Origin of the sequence: Clostridium sp. UBA1652 (assembly GCF_002320975.1) — a bacterium.
Classification (GTDB): Bacteria; Bacillota; Clostridia; order Clostridiales; family Clostridiaceae; genus Clostridium_T; species Clostridium_T intestinale.
This window is the reverse complement of the sequence record NZ_DCLI01000036.1, coordinates 1-15493: the sequence shown is the minus strand read 5'-3', so window position 1 is coordinate 15493 and position 15493 is coordinate 1. Positions and strand designations below refer to the sequence as shown.

Annotated in this window: 20 protein-coding genes and 1 tRNA gene; 14 read left to right on the top strand and 7 right to left on the bottom strand. The window is 29.9% G+C overall.

Translation table 11 applies throughout. The features are described 5' to 3' along the window. The 4 genes from B3N22_RS05320 to B3N22_RS05305 are packed head-to-tail and all read right to left on the bottom strand — an operon-like array spanning position 1 to position 3775. Positions 1 to 759 (bottom strand): ABC transporter ATP-binding protein, encoded by a 759-nt coding sequence (locus tag B3N22_RS05320; protein ID WP_286905308.1) that lies wholly within the window; start codon positions 757 to 759, stop codon positions 1 to 3. 3 nt (positions 760 to 762) lie between these two features. Continuing rightward, the gene (locus B3N22_RS05315) at positions 763 to 1719 is read right to left on the bottom strand and encodes a branched-chain amino acid ABC transporter permease (RefSeq protein ID WP_286905307.1); all 957 of its coding nucleotides are present in this window, start codon (positions 1717 to 1719) and stop codon (positions 763 to 765) included. Between the two features lie 9 nt (positions 1720 to 1728). Next, a complete protein-coding gene (locus B3N22_RS05310) occupies positions 1729 to 2604 on the bottom strand; it encodes a branched-chain amino acid ABC transporter permease (RefSeq protein ID WP_021802828.1) in 876 nt (291 codons plus the stop codon). Positions 2605 to 2635: 31 nt separating this feature from the next. After that, positions 2636 to 3775, bottom strand: a complete 1140-nt coding sequence (locus B3N22_RS05305; protein WP_286905306.1) for an ABC transporter substrate-binding protein — start codon at positions 3773 to 3775, stop codon at positions 2636 to 2638. Positions 3776 to 4018: 243 nt separating this feature from the next. Here B3N22_RS05305 and B3N22_RS05300 point away from each other — a divergent pair, with 243 nt between their 5' ends. Beyond that, positions 4019 to 4252, top strand: coding sequence for a phage holin (locus B3N22_RS05300; protein ID WP_073017729.1), 234 nt, complete (start codon positions 4019 to 4021; stop codon positions 4250 to 4252). A gap of 38 nt (positions 4253 to 4290) precedes the next feature. Here the strand turns inward: B3N22_RS05300 and B3N22_RS05295 are convergent, their stop codons facing one another. Next, the gene (locus B3N22_RS05295) at positions 4291 to 5118 is read right to left on the bottom strand and encodes a PHP domain-containing protein (RefSeq protein ID WP_286905305.1); all 828 of its coding nucleotides are present in this window, start codon (positions 5116 to 5118) and stop codon (positions 4291 to 4293) included. Positions 5119 to 5240: 122 nt separating this feature from the next. Here B3N22_RS05295 and B3N22_RS05290 point away from each other — a divergent pair, with 122 nt between their 5' ends. Genes B3N22_RS05290 through folK form a run of 7 tightly spaced genes read left to right on the top strand, consistent with a single transcriptional unit; the run spans position 5241 to position 10624 of the window. Further along, the gene (locus tag B3N22_RS05290) at positions 5241 to 5840 is read left to right on the top strand and encodes an anthranilate synthase component II (protein ID WP_286905304.1); all 600 of its coding nucleotides are present in this window, start codon (positions 5241 to 5243) and stop codon (positions 5838 to 5840) included. Further along, positions 5824 to 7182: an aminodeoxychorismate synthase component I gene (gene pabB, locus B3N22_RS05285; protein WP_286905303.1), complete on the top strand. Its 1359-nt coding sequence runs from the start codon at positions 5824 to 5826 to the stop codon at positions 7180 to 7182. The genes B3N22_RS05290 and pabB overlap by 17 nt, the downstream gene beginning before the upstream one ends. Next, complete coding sequence (locus tag B3N22_RS05280) at positions 7183 to 7944, top strand: aminotransferase class IV (RefSeq protein WP_286905302.1); 762 nt, start codon at positions 7183 to 7185, stop codon at positions 7942 to 7944. 3 nt (positions 7945 to 7947) lie between these two features. Then, positions 7948 to 8502 carry a GTP cyclohydrolase I FolE gene (gene folE / locus B3N22_RS05275; protein WP_349676612.1) on the top strand — a complete coding sequence of 185 codons (555 nt, stop codon included), beginning with the start codon at positions 7948 to 7950 and terminating at the stop codon, positions 8500 to 8502. Continuing rightward, entirely contained in the window at positions 8495 to 8971 is a 477-nt protein-coding gene (locus tag B3N22_RS05270) for an HD domain-containing protein (protein WP_286905300.1), read from the top strand. The genes folE and B3N22_RS05270 overlap by 8 nt, the downstream gene beginning before the upstream one ends. 11 nt (positions 8972 to 8982) lie before the next feature. Next, positions 8983 to 9795 (top strand): dihydropteroate synthase, encoded by an 813-nt coding sequence (gene folP, locus B3N22_RS05265; RefSeq protein WP_286905299.1) that lies wholly within the window; start codon positions 8983 to 8985, stop codon positions 9793 to 9795. Positions 9796 to 9799: 4 nt separating this feature from the next. Beyond that, positions 9800 to 10624, top strand: coding sequence for a 2-amino-4-hydroxy-6-hydroxymethyldihydropteridine diphosphokinase (folK, locus tag B3N22_RS05260; protein ID WP_286905298.1), 825 nt, complete (start codon positions 9800 to 9802; stop codon positions 10622 to 10624). 23 nt (positions 10625 to 10647) lie between these two features. Here folK and B3N22_RS05255 read toward each other — a convergent pair whose 3' ends face one another. Beyond that, the gene (locus tag B3N22_RS05255) at positions 10648 to 11148 is read right to left on the bottom strand and encodes a DUF4883 family protein (RefSeq protein WP_286905297.1); all 501 of its coding nucleotides are present in this window, start codon (positions 11146 to 11148) and stop codon (positions 10648 to 10650) included. 114 nt (positions 11149 to 11262) lie between these two features. Here B3N22_RS05255 and B3N22_RS05250 point away from each other — a divergent pair, with 114 nt between their 5' ends. Then, positions 11263 to 11703 (top strand): hypothetical protein, encoded by a 441-nt coding sequence (locus tag B3N22_RS05250; protein ID WP_286905296.1) that lies wholly within the window; start codon positions 11263 to 11265, stop codon positions 11701 to 11703. Between the two features lie 41 nt (positions 11704 to 11744). On the opposite strand, the gene B3N22_RS05245 is transcribed toward B3N22_RS05250, so the two are convergent. Next, positions 11745 to 12194 carry a hypothetical protein gene (locus tag B3N22_RS05245; RefSeq protein WP_286905295.1) on the bottom strand — a complete coding sequence of 150 codons (450 nt, stop codon included), beginning with the start codon at positions 12192 to 12194 and terminating at the stop codon, positions 11745 to 11747. Positions 12195 to 12321: 127 nt separating this feature from the next. Between B3N22_RS05245 and B3N22_RS05240 the strand changes: the two genes are divergently transcribed. The 5 genes from B3N22_RS05240 to B3N22_RS05220 all read left to right on the top strand — a co-directional run bounded on the left by B3N22_RS05240 (position 12322) and on the right by B3N22_RS05220 (position 15245). Then, positions 12322 to 13332: a pyruvate kinase gene (locus B3N22_RS05240; RefSeq protein WP_286905294.1), complete on the top strand. Its 1011-nt coding sequence runs from the start codon at positions 12322 to 12324 to the stop codon at positions 13330 to 13332. Between the two features lie 89 nt (positions 13333 to 13421). Continuing rightward, positions 13422 to 14030 carry a hypothetical protein gene (locus tag B3N22_RS05235; protein WP_286905293.1) on the top strand — a complete coding sequence of 203 codons (609 nt, stop codon included), beginning with the start codon at positions 13422 to 13424 and terminating at the stop codon, positions 14028 to 14030. Between the two features lie 58 nt (positions 14031 to 14088). Next, positions 14089 to 14174: transfer RNA gene (locus B3N22_RS05230), tRNA-Leu, on the top strand. 194 nt (positions 14175 to 14368) lie between these two features. Continuing rightward, a complete protein-coding gene (locus tag B3N22_RS05225; RefSeq protein WP_286905292.1) occupies positions 14369 to 14899 on the top strand; it encodes a GNAT family N-acetyltransferase in 531 nt (176 codons plus the stop codon). A gap of 148 nt (positions 14900 to 15047) precedes the next feature. Continuing rightward, a complete protein-coding gene (locus B3N22_RS05220) occupies positions 15048 to 15245 on the top strand; it encodes a hypothetical protein (protein ID WP_286905291.1) in 198 nt (65 codons plus the stop codon). Positions 15246 to 15493 lie beyond the last annotated feature (248 nt).

The following is a 15493-nucleotide window of genomic DNA, read 5'->3' as shown; positions in this document are numbered from 1 at the left end:
TTAAGCCCCCTCTCCAAGGTACGCTTCAATAACTTTAGGATTAGTTTTAATTTCCTCTGGTGTACCTTCTGCAATTTTTCTTCCGTAATCTAAAACAACTATTTTTTCACAGATACCCATAACTAATTTCATATCATGTTCAATTAGTAATACAGATAACTCAAATTTATTTTTAATCCAATTAATCATATTCATTAACTCTTGAGTTTCTTGAGGATTCATACCAGCTGCTGGCTCATCTAATAATATTAGCTTTGGCTCAGCGGCTAAAGCTCTAGCAATCTCAAGACGTCTTTGTTCACCATAGGAAAGATTTTTGGAAAGCTCGTAAGCTTTACTCTCTAAACCAAAGTGAGAAAGAATTTCAAGGGATTTTTCTTCAATTTCACGTTCTTCTTTTGTAAATCTAGGTGTTCTAATCATTGCATCAAAAATTGAATATTTAACTCTATAGTTAAAACTTATTTTGATGTTATCTAAAACAGTAAGATTAGAAAAAAGTCTTATATTTTGAAAAGTTCTTGAAATTTTCTTTTTTGTAATGTTATAAGGTTTAGAGCCTTGGATTTCTTCACCAAAATAAGAGATGGAACCTTCAGTAGGTGAATAAACTCCAGTAAGCATATTAAATACAGTTGTTTTACCAGCTCCATTTGGTCCTATTAGACCAACGACTTGTTTTTCACCTATATTTAAATCAAAATCCGAAACAGCTTTTAATCCTCCGAATTGTATAGATAAATTATCAACTTTTAACATGGTTTATTCCTCCTTCCCTTTTTGAGATGATAGTTTTTTGAAAATATTAAATGATATTTCCTTTGTTCCAAGTAAACCTTCAGGTCTAAATATCATAAGTGCAATAAGTGCTACTGGATAGATGATATTTTTAAAATCCTGTAGAGATCTTAAAGCTTCTGGTAATGCTGTTAAGATAAATGTTGCTATAACAGAACCAGATAATGAACCCATTCCACCAAAAACTACAAAAGTTAAAATTTCAATTGATTTCATAAAGTTAAATGATTGTGGTTGAATGAAAGTGTAGTAGTGTGCATAAAGACCACCAGCAACACCAGCTATAAATGCAGCTATAATAAAAGCTAATAGCTTATATTTAAAAGTATTAATTCCCATAGCTTCAGCAGCTATTTCATTTTCTCTAACAGAAATCATAGCTCTTCCAGGAGAAGAGTGAATTATATTATAAATAACAAGTACGGATAAAACCATTATGATAAATGCCCAAGAAAAATTAGTATTTCTAGGAATACCACTTAATCCTCTAGCACCACCTATTAAATCAGTATTTGTAATTATACCTTTTATTATTTCTCCAAAAGCTAGGGTGGTTATGGCAAAATAGTCTCCTTTAAGCTTAAGTGTAGGAACACCTACTATTAAAGCTAGAGCAGAAGCCAGTAAACCACCTAAAACTAAAACCAAAATAAAAGGTAAATGATAGGTTTTAGATAAATAAGCTGATAAATAAGCTCCTATAGCCATAAAACCTGCATGTCCAAGTGCTAATTGACCTGTGAAACCAACTACTAAGTTTAGAGAAACTGCTAATATAATATTTATAAAAGCTAAAACTAAGATACCACTATAATAAGAATTTATAACTTTTCCATTGATAAGTGTTGAAAGTACTAGGTAAACAGCTACAATAACAGCAAATGTTATTAAAGATTTAAACATTGATTTATTATTTTTCATATATTTCACCTACACTTTCTCGTTTGTTTTCTCTCCAAGTAAACCAGTTGGTTTAACAAGAAGGATGATTATTAGCAATGAAAATGCTATAGCATCTGATAATGATGTTGAGATGTATGCTTTAGTTAAAGTTTCTATAGATCCCATAAGTATTCCACCAAGAAGAGCCCCAGGTATACTTCCTATTCCACCAAGTACGGCAGCCACGAAAGCTTTAAGACCAGGCATCATTCCCATGTAAGGATCTATTGTTGGATATGTAATTGCAACTAATACACCAGCAATTCCAGCTAAAGCTGAACCAATAGCAAAAGTTAAGGATATTACTGTATTAACATTAATACCCATCAATGATGCAGCCTCCATATCTTGGGAGGCTGCTCTCATTGCTTTACCAACTTTTGTTTTGTAGATAATGTATTGAAGAAGTAGAACAAGAAGTGCGGATACACCTAGCATTAACAAAATTTTTCCGTTTATGTGTAGGGGACCTATATCTATAGTTCCTACAGGGAATAAATCTGGAAATGGTTTAGGATTTGGACCTACTAAAAATCTCATTCCGTGTTCTAGGAGCAATGACATACCGATTGCTGTTATTAAAAGTGCTATTCTTGGCGAATTTCTAAGTGGTTTGTACGCAATTTTTTCAATTATAACACCTAAAAGTGCTGATGCTACCATAGAGACAACTAATGTTGGCACTAAGGATAAACCTAAGTTTGCTGAAGCATAAAATCCAGCAAAAGCCCCAATCATATAAATATCCCCATGTGCAAAGTTTATAAGTTTTATAATTCCATATACCATTGTGTAACCAATAGCAAGTAGAGCATACACGCTACCTAAAGCTAAGCCGTTAATTATCTGTTGTAAAAGCTCCATTATTCTACTCCTCCATTTTAAGTATTAAATATTAAGGATTAACCTTATCAACTAGTTCTTTTTTATCTCCATTTACTTTTATTATTGAAGCTCCTTTAACAGCAGATCTATCAGAACCAAAAGTTATATTACCAGTTACTCCATCAAGTTTAGTTTTTGCTAAAGCATCTTTTATAGCAACTGGATCAGTTCCAGCAGATTTTATAGCTTCAACTATAACTTTTGTTGAATCATAAGCTAAAGCAGCAAAAGCATCAGGTTCTGCATTGTATTTAGCTTTATAAGCTTTAACAAAGTCTGCTACTACTGAAGCAGAATCTCCTGAGTAATAGTGATTTAGGTATAAAGCACCATTAACAGCTGTTCCACCAAGCTTAGTTAATTCTTCTGATTCCCATCCGTCTCCACCTAAAAGTTGAGATTGTATTCCCATGTCTCTAGCTTGTTTTGCTACAGTACCAACTTGAGTATAGTAGTCAGGTAAAACTAAAACATCTGAATTTGTTCCTTTGATTTTTGTTAATTGAGCATTAAAGTCTTTATCTCCTTCATTGTAAGTAAGGAATTCTGTTACTTTACCACCTTTGCTTTCAAATTCTTTTTTGAATGCATCAGCTATTCCTTTTGAGTAATCTGAATCCTTGTTATATAATACAGCAGCAGTTTTTTTGCTTAATTTAGAAGTAGCATAGTCTGCTAAAGCAACTCCTTGGAAAGAGTCAACAAAACATCCTCTAAATACAAACTCACCACCATTTTTTGTGATGTTAGGTTCTGTTGCTGTTGGTGTTAACATTGGAATTGATCTTGATGTAGCTTGAGGTGCTACTGCATTAGTTGCCCCAGAAGTTACCGCTCCTAATATTACAGGAACGCCTTCATTATCTACAAGTTTATTGAAAGCTTGTATAGCTTTATCTGGATTAGCTTCATCATCTTCAAATAGAAGACTTAATTTCTTTCCGTCTATTCCTCCATCAGCATTTACTTGTTCTAAGTACAATTCAGCACCATTTTTTACTGATTGACCATAAGTTGAAGCCGGTCCTGTTAATGGTCCTATAGCTCCTATGTTGATTGTGTCGCTGTTAGCTGAACTTTTGGAACAACCAGCTAATACTGATCCCATTACAGCTGTAGCCATTAAAGCTGATAATATTTTCTTTTTCATAAAGTGTGCCCCCTTAAAATATAAAAGTAATTAATAATTTATCAAATTTATTACTTTGAAGTAATTAAATAGTTAAAGATTCTAAAAAATCTTTAGTGATATAGTAACATAGAGTAGATGAAATTACAATATATGAATTTTAAATATTTTCATTAAATAATTAAAGAAAACACGAAAAATGTAAAAATATGTTTCAACATCTGGTGATTATGTGAATAAACTAATGTTGAGGAGTGATGATAAATGAATGATAGTTCAAGGTTCAAGAATTATGCACTATGGATATCTGTTTTTTCACTTATTCCATTGATATTAGAGGCTTTTGGTCTAAATATAATCCCGAAGAATTATAATGAAATAGTTACTGCTGTTTTGTCAGTATTAGTAATGGCAGGAATCATTAATAATCCAAGTACTGAGAGTAAATGGTATCTAGATGATGAAAAGAAAAATGAGAATTCTGTAGAGGAAAAATAACTAAAAGAAGAGGACAGTCTTAGACTGCCCTCTTTTGCTTACCTATATGCACTTAGAAACTTTTCTAATAATTCTTCAGGTATTTCTGTAATTCCTAAATCTCCATGTCGATCATCTCCAGCTAAATCGCCGTGAAAATCTCCACCAGCAGAGACTAACAAGTTCTTTTCGGTGCATAATTTTAATAATCTTTTTGTATCATTTTTTTTATTTTGGAAATATATAGCTTCTAACCCATCAAAATTAAAACTTAAAAAGTCCTTTATTGGAGTTTTTCTTATTAAAATAGGATGAGCAAGAAAAACTAAAGCATTATATTTTTTTAATAAAGCTATACCTTCTTCTACACTAACTTGTTTATTTTCAACATAAGCAGGACTATCTTTTGAAATAAATTTATCAAAAATCTCAGCTTTAGTATAAGGGTAGCCATTGTCTATTATTGCCTCTGCAATATGAGGTCTAGCAATAACACCTTTTCCCCTTTTTAGAACATCTTCATAAGATATTTCAATATTAAAATAAGTCTTTAAATTATTAACTATTTTTTCACCTCTGGTTCTTCTATGTTCTTTTAAACCAAATAAAAAATCCTGAAGTTCCTTAGACTTATAGCTATCATCTCTAAAAAAACCTAACATATGAATAGATTCATTATTGTGAATAGTAGAAAGCTCAATACCTGGAATAAAATCTATAGAAAATTCTTTAGATGCGGCAATTGCTTCTTCTAATCCAGCTGTAGTATCATGGTCTGTAAGTGCCATAAGAGTACTACCTTTTTCTTTAGCTCTTTTAACTAAATCCCTTGGAGACAACCTTCCATCTGATGCTTTAGAATGAGTATGTAGATCAACTTTTACCATAAAAATCTCCTTTCAGTTTAGAAAATATATTAATCCTATTGTAATATTATTTTTAGAAAAAACCAATTCTTCTGTAAAACTAATCTTCTTGCTATAATATAAGAATGACCAAGGAGGTATATATGTTTTTAATAATAGATAATTATGATTCTTTTACATTTAATTTGTCTAGGTATATAGAGGAACTAGATGAAGAAGTTAAAGTATATAGATGTAATCACATAACTGTAGATGAAATAAGAGACATTAATCCTTTAGGGATAATAATTTCACCAGGACCTAAATCGCCTAAGGAAGCCAAAGAATCTTTGAAGATCATAAAAAAGTTCAAAAAAGATATACCTATACTGGGAGTATGTTTAGGGCATCAGTGTATAGGAGAAGTTTTTGGTGGAAAAATTGTTAAAGGCACTGAACCTGTACATGGGAAAATATCTAAAGTAACCCATAAAGAAACAGGGATATTTAAAAGAATAAAAAATCCTATAAATGTTACTAGATATCACTCATTAATAATAGATAGGGAAACTATTCCCAAGGAGCTTTATGTTACTGCAATCACTGAAGATGGGGTTATAATGGGAATAGAACATAGGGAGTATCCTATATATGGAGTTCAATTTCATCCAGAGGCAGAATTAACAGAGTGTGGGCATTTACTTTTAAAAAACTTTATAAATATTTGTAGAGAAAGGATAAAGCTTAATGGAGGTATTAATTAAGGAAATAGAAACTTCTTTAAATGTAGCAGAAATATATGCACATTTTAATAGTAGAAATAATATAATGTTAGATTCCTCTAAAGAAGATAAGGAATTATCAAAGTTTTCATTTATTGGAGTAAATCCCTTTTTAATATTTAAATGGTTTGGTGAATTTGGAGAAATAATTAAAGGTGAAGAAATAGAAAAATTTGCATCCGATCCTTTAGAAAAATTAAGAGAATTAACTGAAGCTTATAAGATAGAAATAGATAACAAAATCCCCTTAGTTTCAGGGACAATAGGATATATTTCTTATGATTATGGAAAAAGAATTGAAGGGATAGAGGGAGTAAGTAAAAAAAATATAGAAATTCCTGAAATTTATTTTGTTTTTTATGATAATATAATAGTCAAAGATTTGAGTAAAAATAAAACATTTGTAACTTCTAGAGGGATTTTAAAAGATAGAAAAGTTAGTCTAAAAGAAATAGAAGATAAAATACATAAGATAACTAAGACTAAAGGTGAGAAATTTAACTTTCATATAAATAAATTTACCTCTAATTTTTATAAAGAAGACTATTTAAAAGCTATCAGTAGGATGAAGGAGTATATAGTAGATGGACATATTTATATAGCAAATATGACTCAAAACTTTTGCTGTGAAAACAGTGAAGATTCTTTTTATACATATAGAAAATTAAGAGACATTAATCCTGCTCCATTTTCAGCATATATGCACCTTGATGGATTTGAAGTGATATCATCCTCACCAGAAAGATTTCTAAAGCTAAATAGAGGTAAGGTTGAAACAAAACCCATAAAGGGAACTAGAAAAAGAGGGAAAACCTTAGAAGAAGATGAAAAAAACAGGAGAGAACTTGAAAATTCAGAGAAGGACAAAGCTGAACTTTTAATGATAGTAGATTTAGAAAGAAATGATTTAAGTAAGGTGTGTAAACCTCATTCAGTTAAGGTTGAAGAATTATTTAAAATAGAAGAATACTCTACTGTTTTTCATTTAGTATCTAAAATAGTTGGAGAACTAAGAGAAAATGAAGATATTTTTTCATTACTAAAGGCAACATTTCCAGGAGGTTCTATTACAGGAGCACCTAAGCTTAGGGCTATGGAGATAATTCATGAGCTAGAAAAGCTAGAGAGAGGTTTGTATACAGGCAGTATAGGATATATTGACTTTAGAGGAAATAGCGATTTTAATATTGTAATAAGAACTATAATAAAACAAAATGATAAAGCTTATTTCGGAGTAGGTGGAGGGATAACCTACGACTCTTTAGAAGAGTCAGAATATGAGGAGACTTTAGATAAAGGAAAGGCTCTAATGAAGGTATTATAGATGGATTGGATAAAGGTTTATAAAGGTGAATCTAAGATAGATGTAGATGAAGGAATATTTTTTGGAAAAGGTGTATTTGAAACAATATTGATACTTGAAAAGCCAGTTATGCTAAAAGAACATCTAAAAAGATTAAATACTTCTCTAAAAAAATTATCTATAGATAAAGAGATTAATTATAATGAAGTAGTAGACATAATTGAAAAAGATAATATAAAAAATAAGGCTCTAAAGATAACAATTACGCCTAAAAATAATATAATTTCTTTAAGGGATATATCCTATAAAAAAGAGGATTATAATAAAGGTTTTTCCTTAGGCATATCAGATATAATAAAGGACTCTAATGTTTTTTTAACCTCAATTAAATCTACCTGTTATTATGAAAACCTACATATAAGAGATGAGGGATTAAAAAGGGGATTTAATGAAATGCTTCTTATAAATAATAAAGGAAAAATTACTGAGGGAACTTTGAGTAATATATTTTTTATAAAAGAAGAAAAAATCTTTACACCATCTCTTTCTTGTGGATTATTAGATGGGATTATGAGACAATGGTTAATAAATAATTATGATGTTCAAGAGGGAGAGTTTAGAGCTCAGGATTTATTACTTGCAGAAGAAATTTTTATAACTAACTCTTTAGTAGGAGTTATGTGGGTAAACAGAGTTGAAGATAATAAATTTTATAAGGGAAAAATAACAAACAATATAATAGAAAGATATAAAACATTTTTGAAAGAAAATGGAGGGGCATAAATGATTGATAAAAACAAAATAGAAGAAGCTGTTAGGATGATGTTAGAGGCTATAGGAGAAGATCCTGATAGAGAGGGACTTAAAGAAACACCATTAAGAATAGCTAAGATGTATGAAGAAATATTTGATGGAATAGGTAAAACAGCTAAAGAGCATTTAGAAAAGACATTCACAGTAGAAAGAGATGATTTAGTAATAGAGAAGGATATAACTTACTATTCTATGTGTGAGCATCATCTAGTTCCTTTCTTTGGAAAAGCTCATATAGCTTATATACCAAATGGTAAGGTTGCTGGATTATCTAAACTTGCAAGATGTGTAGAAATCTATTCTAAAAAACCACAACTACAAGAAAGGCTGACATCTGAAGTTTGTGATGCACTTATGGAGTATTTAAAACCAAAGGGAGTTATGGTTTTGGTTGAGGGTGAACACATGTGTATGACTATGAGAGGTGTTAAAAAGCCAGGTACAAAGACAATAACCTATAGTTATAGAGGTGTTTTTGAAGAAGATGCAGAGCTTAGACGAGAAGTAAGGGAACTTATTAATGGATAGAGTTAATGAGATTTTAAATAATCCTAGATATAAAGAGAATTTAACCAAGATTAAAGCTTTAGAAAAAGACAGGATTTTTTGTAAGCATGACTTAGAACATTTTATTAATGTGGCAAGGATATGTTACATAATTAATTTAGAGAGAAATTTAGGATTTTCTAAAGAAATAATATATACTATTGCACTTCTACATGACATAGGAAGAGGGGAGCAATATGAAAATGGAATCCCTCATGAAATAGCTTCTTATGAAATAGCTAAAGGGATAATTAAAGATATTTACTTTAATTTAGAGGAGCATAGGTTAATAGAAGATGGAATTATAGGTCATAGAAAAAATGAAAAAGCATCTATTATAGGTAAGCTTATGTATGAAGGTGATAAAGTTTCTAGAGAATGTTATAACTGTCCTTCAAAATCTTTATGTAACTGGAAAGATGAAAAGAAGAATTTAAAGATTAAGTACTAGGAGTGAAGTTAATGAAAATAGGTACTAAAGAATTTAACTTAGGTGAAAGAACTTTCATAATGGGGATATTGAATGTTACTCCAGATTCCTTTTCTGATGGAGGGAAGTTTAATACCTTAGCTAAAGCATTAGAGCAGGTAGATAAGCTTGTAGAAGAGGGCGTAGATATAATCGATATAGGGGGAGAATCTACTAGACCTGGATTTTTATACGTTGAAGAAGATGATGAGATAGCTAGAGTAGTACCTGTTATAAAAGCAATAAAAGAAAAATATGATATAGCTATATCTATTGATACATATAAGGCAAAAGTTGCAGAAGAAGCTATTAAAGCAGGAGCAGATTTAATTAATGATGTTTGGGGATTTAAAAAAGACTTAAATATGGCTAAGGTTGCTGCTAAATACAATGTGCCATGTTGTCTTATGCACAATAAAAGTGAAAAAGAATATGACAATATAATAGAAGATATGCACCATGAACTTCAAGAAAGTATAAATATTGCTTTGGAGGCTGGAGTTAAAAAAGAAAATATAATTTTAGATCCAGGTATAGGTTTTGGCAAAACCTATGAGCATAATATAGAAGTTATGCACAATTTAGAGAAGTTTTTAGATTTAGGATATCCTATGCTTTTAGCTACTTCAAGAAAATCAATGATAGGTTTGACCTTAGATTTACCTACAGAAGAACGAGTTGAAGGGACTATAGCAACTACTGTAGTTGGAATAATGAAGGGGTATGATTTTGTAAGAGTCCATGATGTAAAAGAAAATAAAAGAGCAGCACAAATGACTGATGCTATTATTAGAAGAAAAAGGTGAGTACATGGATAAGATTTATATAAAAGATTTAGAGGTATTTGCATACCATGGAGTTTTTAAAGAGGAAAAAAAACTAGGGCAGAAATTTTTAATTTCTATTGAATTAGGATTAGATTTAAAAATCCCAGGAAAAACTGGAGATTTAGATGCTTCTGTACACTATGGAGAACTTTCTCATAAGGTAGAAGAGGAATTTAAAAAAGTAAGCTATGATTTAATAGAGACAGCTTGCAATAAGACTTGTGAATTTATACTATTAGAATATCCTATAGTAAAAGAAGCTAAGGTTTCAATAAAAAAACCTTGGGCACCTATACTTAGGAGCTTAGATACTGTAAGTGTAGAAATAACTAGGGTAAGAAGAAAAGCAATAATTGCATTAGGTTCAAATCTAGGTGATAAAAAAGACAATTTAGATAATGCAATTAAACAAATAGAAAAAAGTGATTTTTGCAAGATAACTAAAACTTCAAGTTATATAGTAACAGAGCCTTGGGGGTATACAGAGCAGGAAGAGTTCTTAAATGGAGCTATAGAAATAGAAACTATATTATCTCCAAGGGAACTTATGGAGCTACTTTTGGATATCGAAAAGGGATTAAAAAGAGAGCGAATTCTTAGATGGGGACCTAGAAGTATAGACTTAGATATTATATTTATGGATGATATTATATCTAATGACGAGTATATTATATTACCTCATCCTAGAATGCATTTAAGAGAGTTTGTACTAGAACCTATAAATGAAATAAGTCCGTATTTTTTACATCCACTAAAAAACAAAAGAGTTTTTGAACTATTAGAGGATTTGAAAAAACAGGAAAGTTAAAAAGGTAGCTTTAGGGCTACCTTTTAGTTTTTCTTTGAAGTATTACTATTGTTTTTATCTAATATATAGTTACAGAAAGTAGTAAGTTTATTTCCAAGAGGAATAGAGTCCTCTTTTAATACATCTTCCTTAAATACTCCATCCCAAGGAGCTATAGATACATACTGATCTTGGAATACTTTGATTTGATACTTAGTATTATCTATTGTAACATAAACTCTAAATAGGCATTTTTTACTGCTATCAATTGCTTCTTCAGTAAAATTATCATCTTTTATGGATTTAAGAAAAGCCTTAAAAGATTTCTTATCTTCGTCATCTACAGGCATTTGTTTGTAATAATTTGAATCAAAGACAACTAAAGAAAAATCTTCAGAACTATTTAAAGCATTATTTAATTCTTGAGTATAATAATCATTTGAGGGCTTAGATTTTAAGTTTATGTATTGCGAACTATTAAAACTACAGCCTGACAAAAAGAATAAACATATAAATAAAAATGTAACATAAAAAATCTTTCTCATATGAACTCCTTTTAGTGTACTTTATTATAATTTATTAATATATGTAACTTCTTAGAACCTTTTTACATTAAATACATAATATATTAATAAAGTGAATTATGGAGGAATCCATATATGAAGTATGGCTTGGATATTAAATCAGACTTTTTAAGAGAAAAAATTGAAAAAGTTTTAAGGGATGAAGGACATACAGTTATATCTATGGATAAGCTTGAATACTACAATAAAGGAGATTTGTTAGTTAAAAAGGTACTGTTAGCTAATCAAACAAGAGTAGACTTTTATATTAAATTAGATATAAGTGAAGATGTAGAAAATAGATTGATTTTTTATGGAGATAGAAGTGTTAAATCTCTAGAATTATATGAAAGTTTACATGAAGAAAAAGAACTTTTTAATAGTGAAGATATAAAATATATTGAAGGGCTTAATTATTATCTTATAAAAAATATTAAGGGAAGTGTTGTATTTTTAGATATACACCTTAAAGAATTAGAACCTCAAAAAATAGCAGATTATGTTATTAAGGCACTGCTGTCGTTAAAGGACAGTTGATGTATAAAAGTCCGTAGTGAGACTACGGACTTAGGATAAAATTAGCAAAGATCGTTTTTTTTAGATTTTGATAAATAGTTTTTGTCCTCGACATCACTTAAGGCTTTAGACATTGAGGTTAGAAATCCGACTGAAGCAAACAATAGATTTTTAAATTCACCTATAGGAGCAGAATTTAAGTTAGTGAGAGTGAACTCACTAATAATTAATATTAATGTTGTAATTAAAGCTACAAAACCAGCAACATAAATTCTAAATCTCCTGCTACCAATACTTTCTATAACTGAGTTATTACTTTGACCAAAGATATATCCAAAAATTGATAACATTATTGAACGAATAGCTTCATCAGAAGAATTGTTTATACTTTTAACGGAGAAAGTTGTTATTATCATATAAGATAAACTAGCGAAGCAAATCACCGTCAAAAATTTAGTTGATAAGCATAAAGAGCGCCAAACTCTTCTAAGATCTCTAATAGTTTTAAGCATAAAATCACCCTCTTAATGAATATAATATGTACAAGTGCCAATTATGTTAAGAAATTGTGCATTAAACTTGTAATAATTTTATTTATATAAGTATAGGATTAAATGAAGCACTTTTTAAGGAGATTATATGGATATAATTATAACTTTAGGACCAAAAACCTTGGAGGGGACGAGCGTTAAAGACATTAAAAGTTATGGTGCTACTGCAGTTAGATATAATTTCTCGCACTTTGACGAGGAACTGTTTAATCAAAACATTAAAGAAATAAAGGAAGGTAACATAGATTTAAAGCTTATAGGAGACATACAAGGTAGCAAAATAAGGGTATGGAGAGGTTTAGAAGCTCCTATGAAATTAAAAGAAGGAGATCAAGTTAGATTTTGCTCACATGAGGTTTACGAAGATAATTTTAAAGATAAGGATAAATTAATACCTCTAAATCTTAACTTAAATATGTTTAAAAAAATAAAATCAAAAGAAATTAGTTTAAAAGATGGAAGTATAATAATAAAAGTTCTAAAAATTCAAGAAGAATATGTAATTGGACAAGTAGTTAAGGGTGGATTAGTAAGAGGAGAAAAAAGCTGTAATATAAAAGGTTATATAAGAGAAAAAGGTGCATTAAATAATAAAGATAAAAAGGATATAGAGTACTGTATAGAAAATGAATTTGATACAATTGCCTTTTCATATATTGAAGATAAAGAAAGCCTTATAAAATATAAAAATTATATAAATAAAATGGCTATCGAGTTATCAAAAAAAACTCCTAAAATTTTCGCTAAAATTGAGACTATTAAAGGTGTAAAGAATATAAAAGAAATTAGTGAGGAGTCAGATGGAATCATAATAGGGAGAGGTGATCTAGTACCAGAGATAGGAATAGAAAATATCCCTATTGCACAAAGAATAATAATAAATTGTTGTAAGAATAAAGAATTAATTATAGCGACACATGTGTTTAATTCCATATCAACAGGGATAGGAATATCACCAGCTGAGGTTAATGATATATATTGGTTTATTAAAAGTGGTGTAAGTGGATTTATGCTTGCAAAAGAAACCACAATATCATCAAATCCTAGAAATGCCATAGAAAGTTTAAATAAATTGATAAAAAAGTATATTAAAGAATAGATAAATAGCTTAAAATCCTTCATATTTAATTCAATAATTGGTATAATTTAATAAATTGTACGTAAAAATTTGATGAATTTGGAGGAAATATGCACAAGAAAAAACTTTTAATAATTATATATGCTTTGGTTATAGTAGCAACAATTTTTGGAGGCTACAAATATTTTAATAATTCAACAAAGATAGATAATGGTAGTGTGTTAGGAAGTAAACTTAATACTGGAGATAAAGATAAAACTAAAGAAGAGGACAAGGTGCAAGAAGATAAAAGTGTTGAACCTGTAAAGGTAGATGAGAAAAAAGAGGAACCAAAAGATAATACAAATTCAAATCAAAATAATACAACAACTACGAACACTAATAATTCTAATAAAAACTCTAACACTAATGTAAATAAGAATAACACTCCTAATAATGGCGGTACTAATAATAACACTACTAATAATAATAGTAGTAATGGCGGATCTAGTTCCACAGGTGGAAATCAAACTGGTAGTAGTAACCCAGAAAATTCGGGCAATCCTACAAATGAAGAAACTCCAACAAGTACTGATCCCAAAAATGATGATAATAAGGAACCTGAGAACAAGCCACCAGTAGAGGAACCAAAAAACGAACCTCAAGATGGAGGAAATGAAAATAATAATGGGGTAGATAATAATCAAAACAATTCACAGATACCTCCAGCTACTTCATAATTGGAAAATTATGTTCTTGCATTGGTAAAAAATCTGTGATAATATGTTAAAGTAACTTGCCGATGTGGCGGAATGGCAGACGCAGTGGACTCAAAATCCACCGGTGGCAACACCGTGCCGGTTCGACCCCGGCCATCGGCACCAGAAAGCTCTATTACAGGGATTAATCCAGTAATAGAGCTTTTTTTCATACCTTTTTTACAAAATATAAAATCGGTTACTTTTATTTAATGAAGTTTGTAATTTGAAAGTTGAATAATGTTGAGTTGGGAAAATATGATATAATTGTTTTGCAATGTAAATGGGTGTTGAATAGTAATTTAATGGAGGTAAGGATTGTGGAATATTATTTGAGAAATGGAAAAGCAGTAATAATAAGAAAACCTGTAGTTGAGGATGCAGAGGAAATAATTTCTGTTATCTCAACAGCTGATAGGGAGACACTTTTTTTAGCACGAAATCCAGGTGAGTTTTCTCCTACAGTAGAAGAAGAAAAAAATCTGATAGCAGGATTAAAGAATTCAAATAGAACTTGGTTTATTGCTGAATATGATAATAAAATTGTAGGACAATGTTCAATTGGATTTGTTAATGGATACCAGAGATACAGACATAGGGCTTCAGTAGCATTTGTTATATTAGCAGAATACTGCAATATAGGTATTGGTGGAAAAATGATGGAAGAATGTTTGAAATGGTGTGAGGATAATAAAATAACTCAAATTGAATTAGATGTTGTTGCAACAAATAAAAGAGCATTGACAATGTATCAAAGTTTTGGATTTGAAATTGTTGGGACAATCCCTAATGCTTTACGTTATAGTGATGGTAAATGTACCGATGAATATAATATGGTTAAGTTTTTATAGATAAAGATAACTTCCAATTTGTATAGTTGAGTAAAATAAATAGAGCATGCAAAAGATGGGTGGAGATTAGTTCAAATTATTGATAAAGCCTAGTTAAGTATATATGAGATAGGATTTTTAATTATTATAACTGTAAGGGGGGATTGTTTTGGATAAAAAGACTGGGCTATGTATATTAGGAATAGTTATTGGATTCATAGTTTTTATGCTAAGCATGTATTTTCTTGAATTAAGTGATGTATTTGCAGCTACTGGAGTTATGGGAGCTATGTTAATGGGATATTGTTTTGCTGGGGCTTTTAGCTCCACAATTAAAGATAAAGTTAAAGCAAAAGTTAGAAAATAAAAAGAGGTAGGTTTTTAAAAATCTGTATTATTAGTAAATGGATTTTGTGGTGGTTTTAAATAAAATTGATTTGGAAATGTAAAGTATTATTAATAAGATAGATAAATTCTAATTTATAGAACAGCGTTGAAACAAAGATTATTTTATCTAAATGGAGTATAAATATGGAAAATAAATTCAATATTATGAATCAATATGATGAACAAGAGTTTTTGAATACCGTGCGTACAATGTCGTCAACTTAGGGA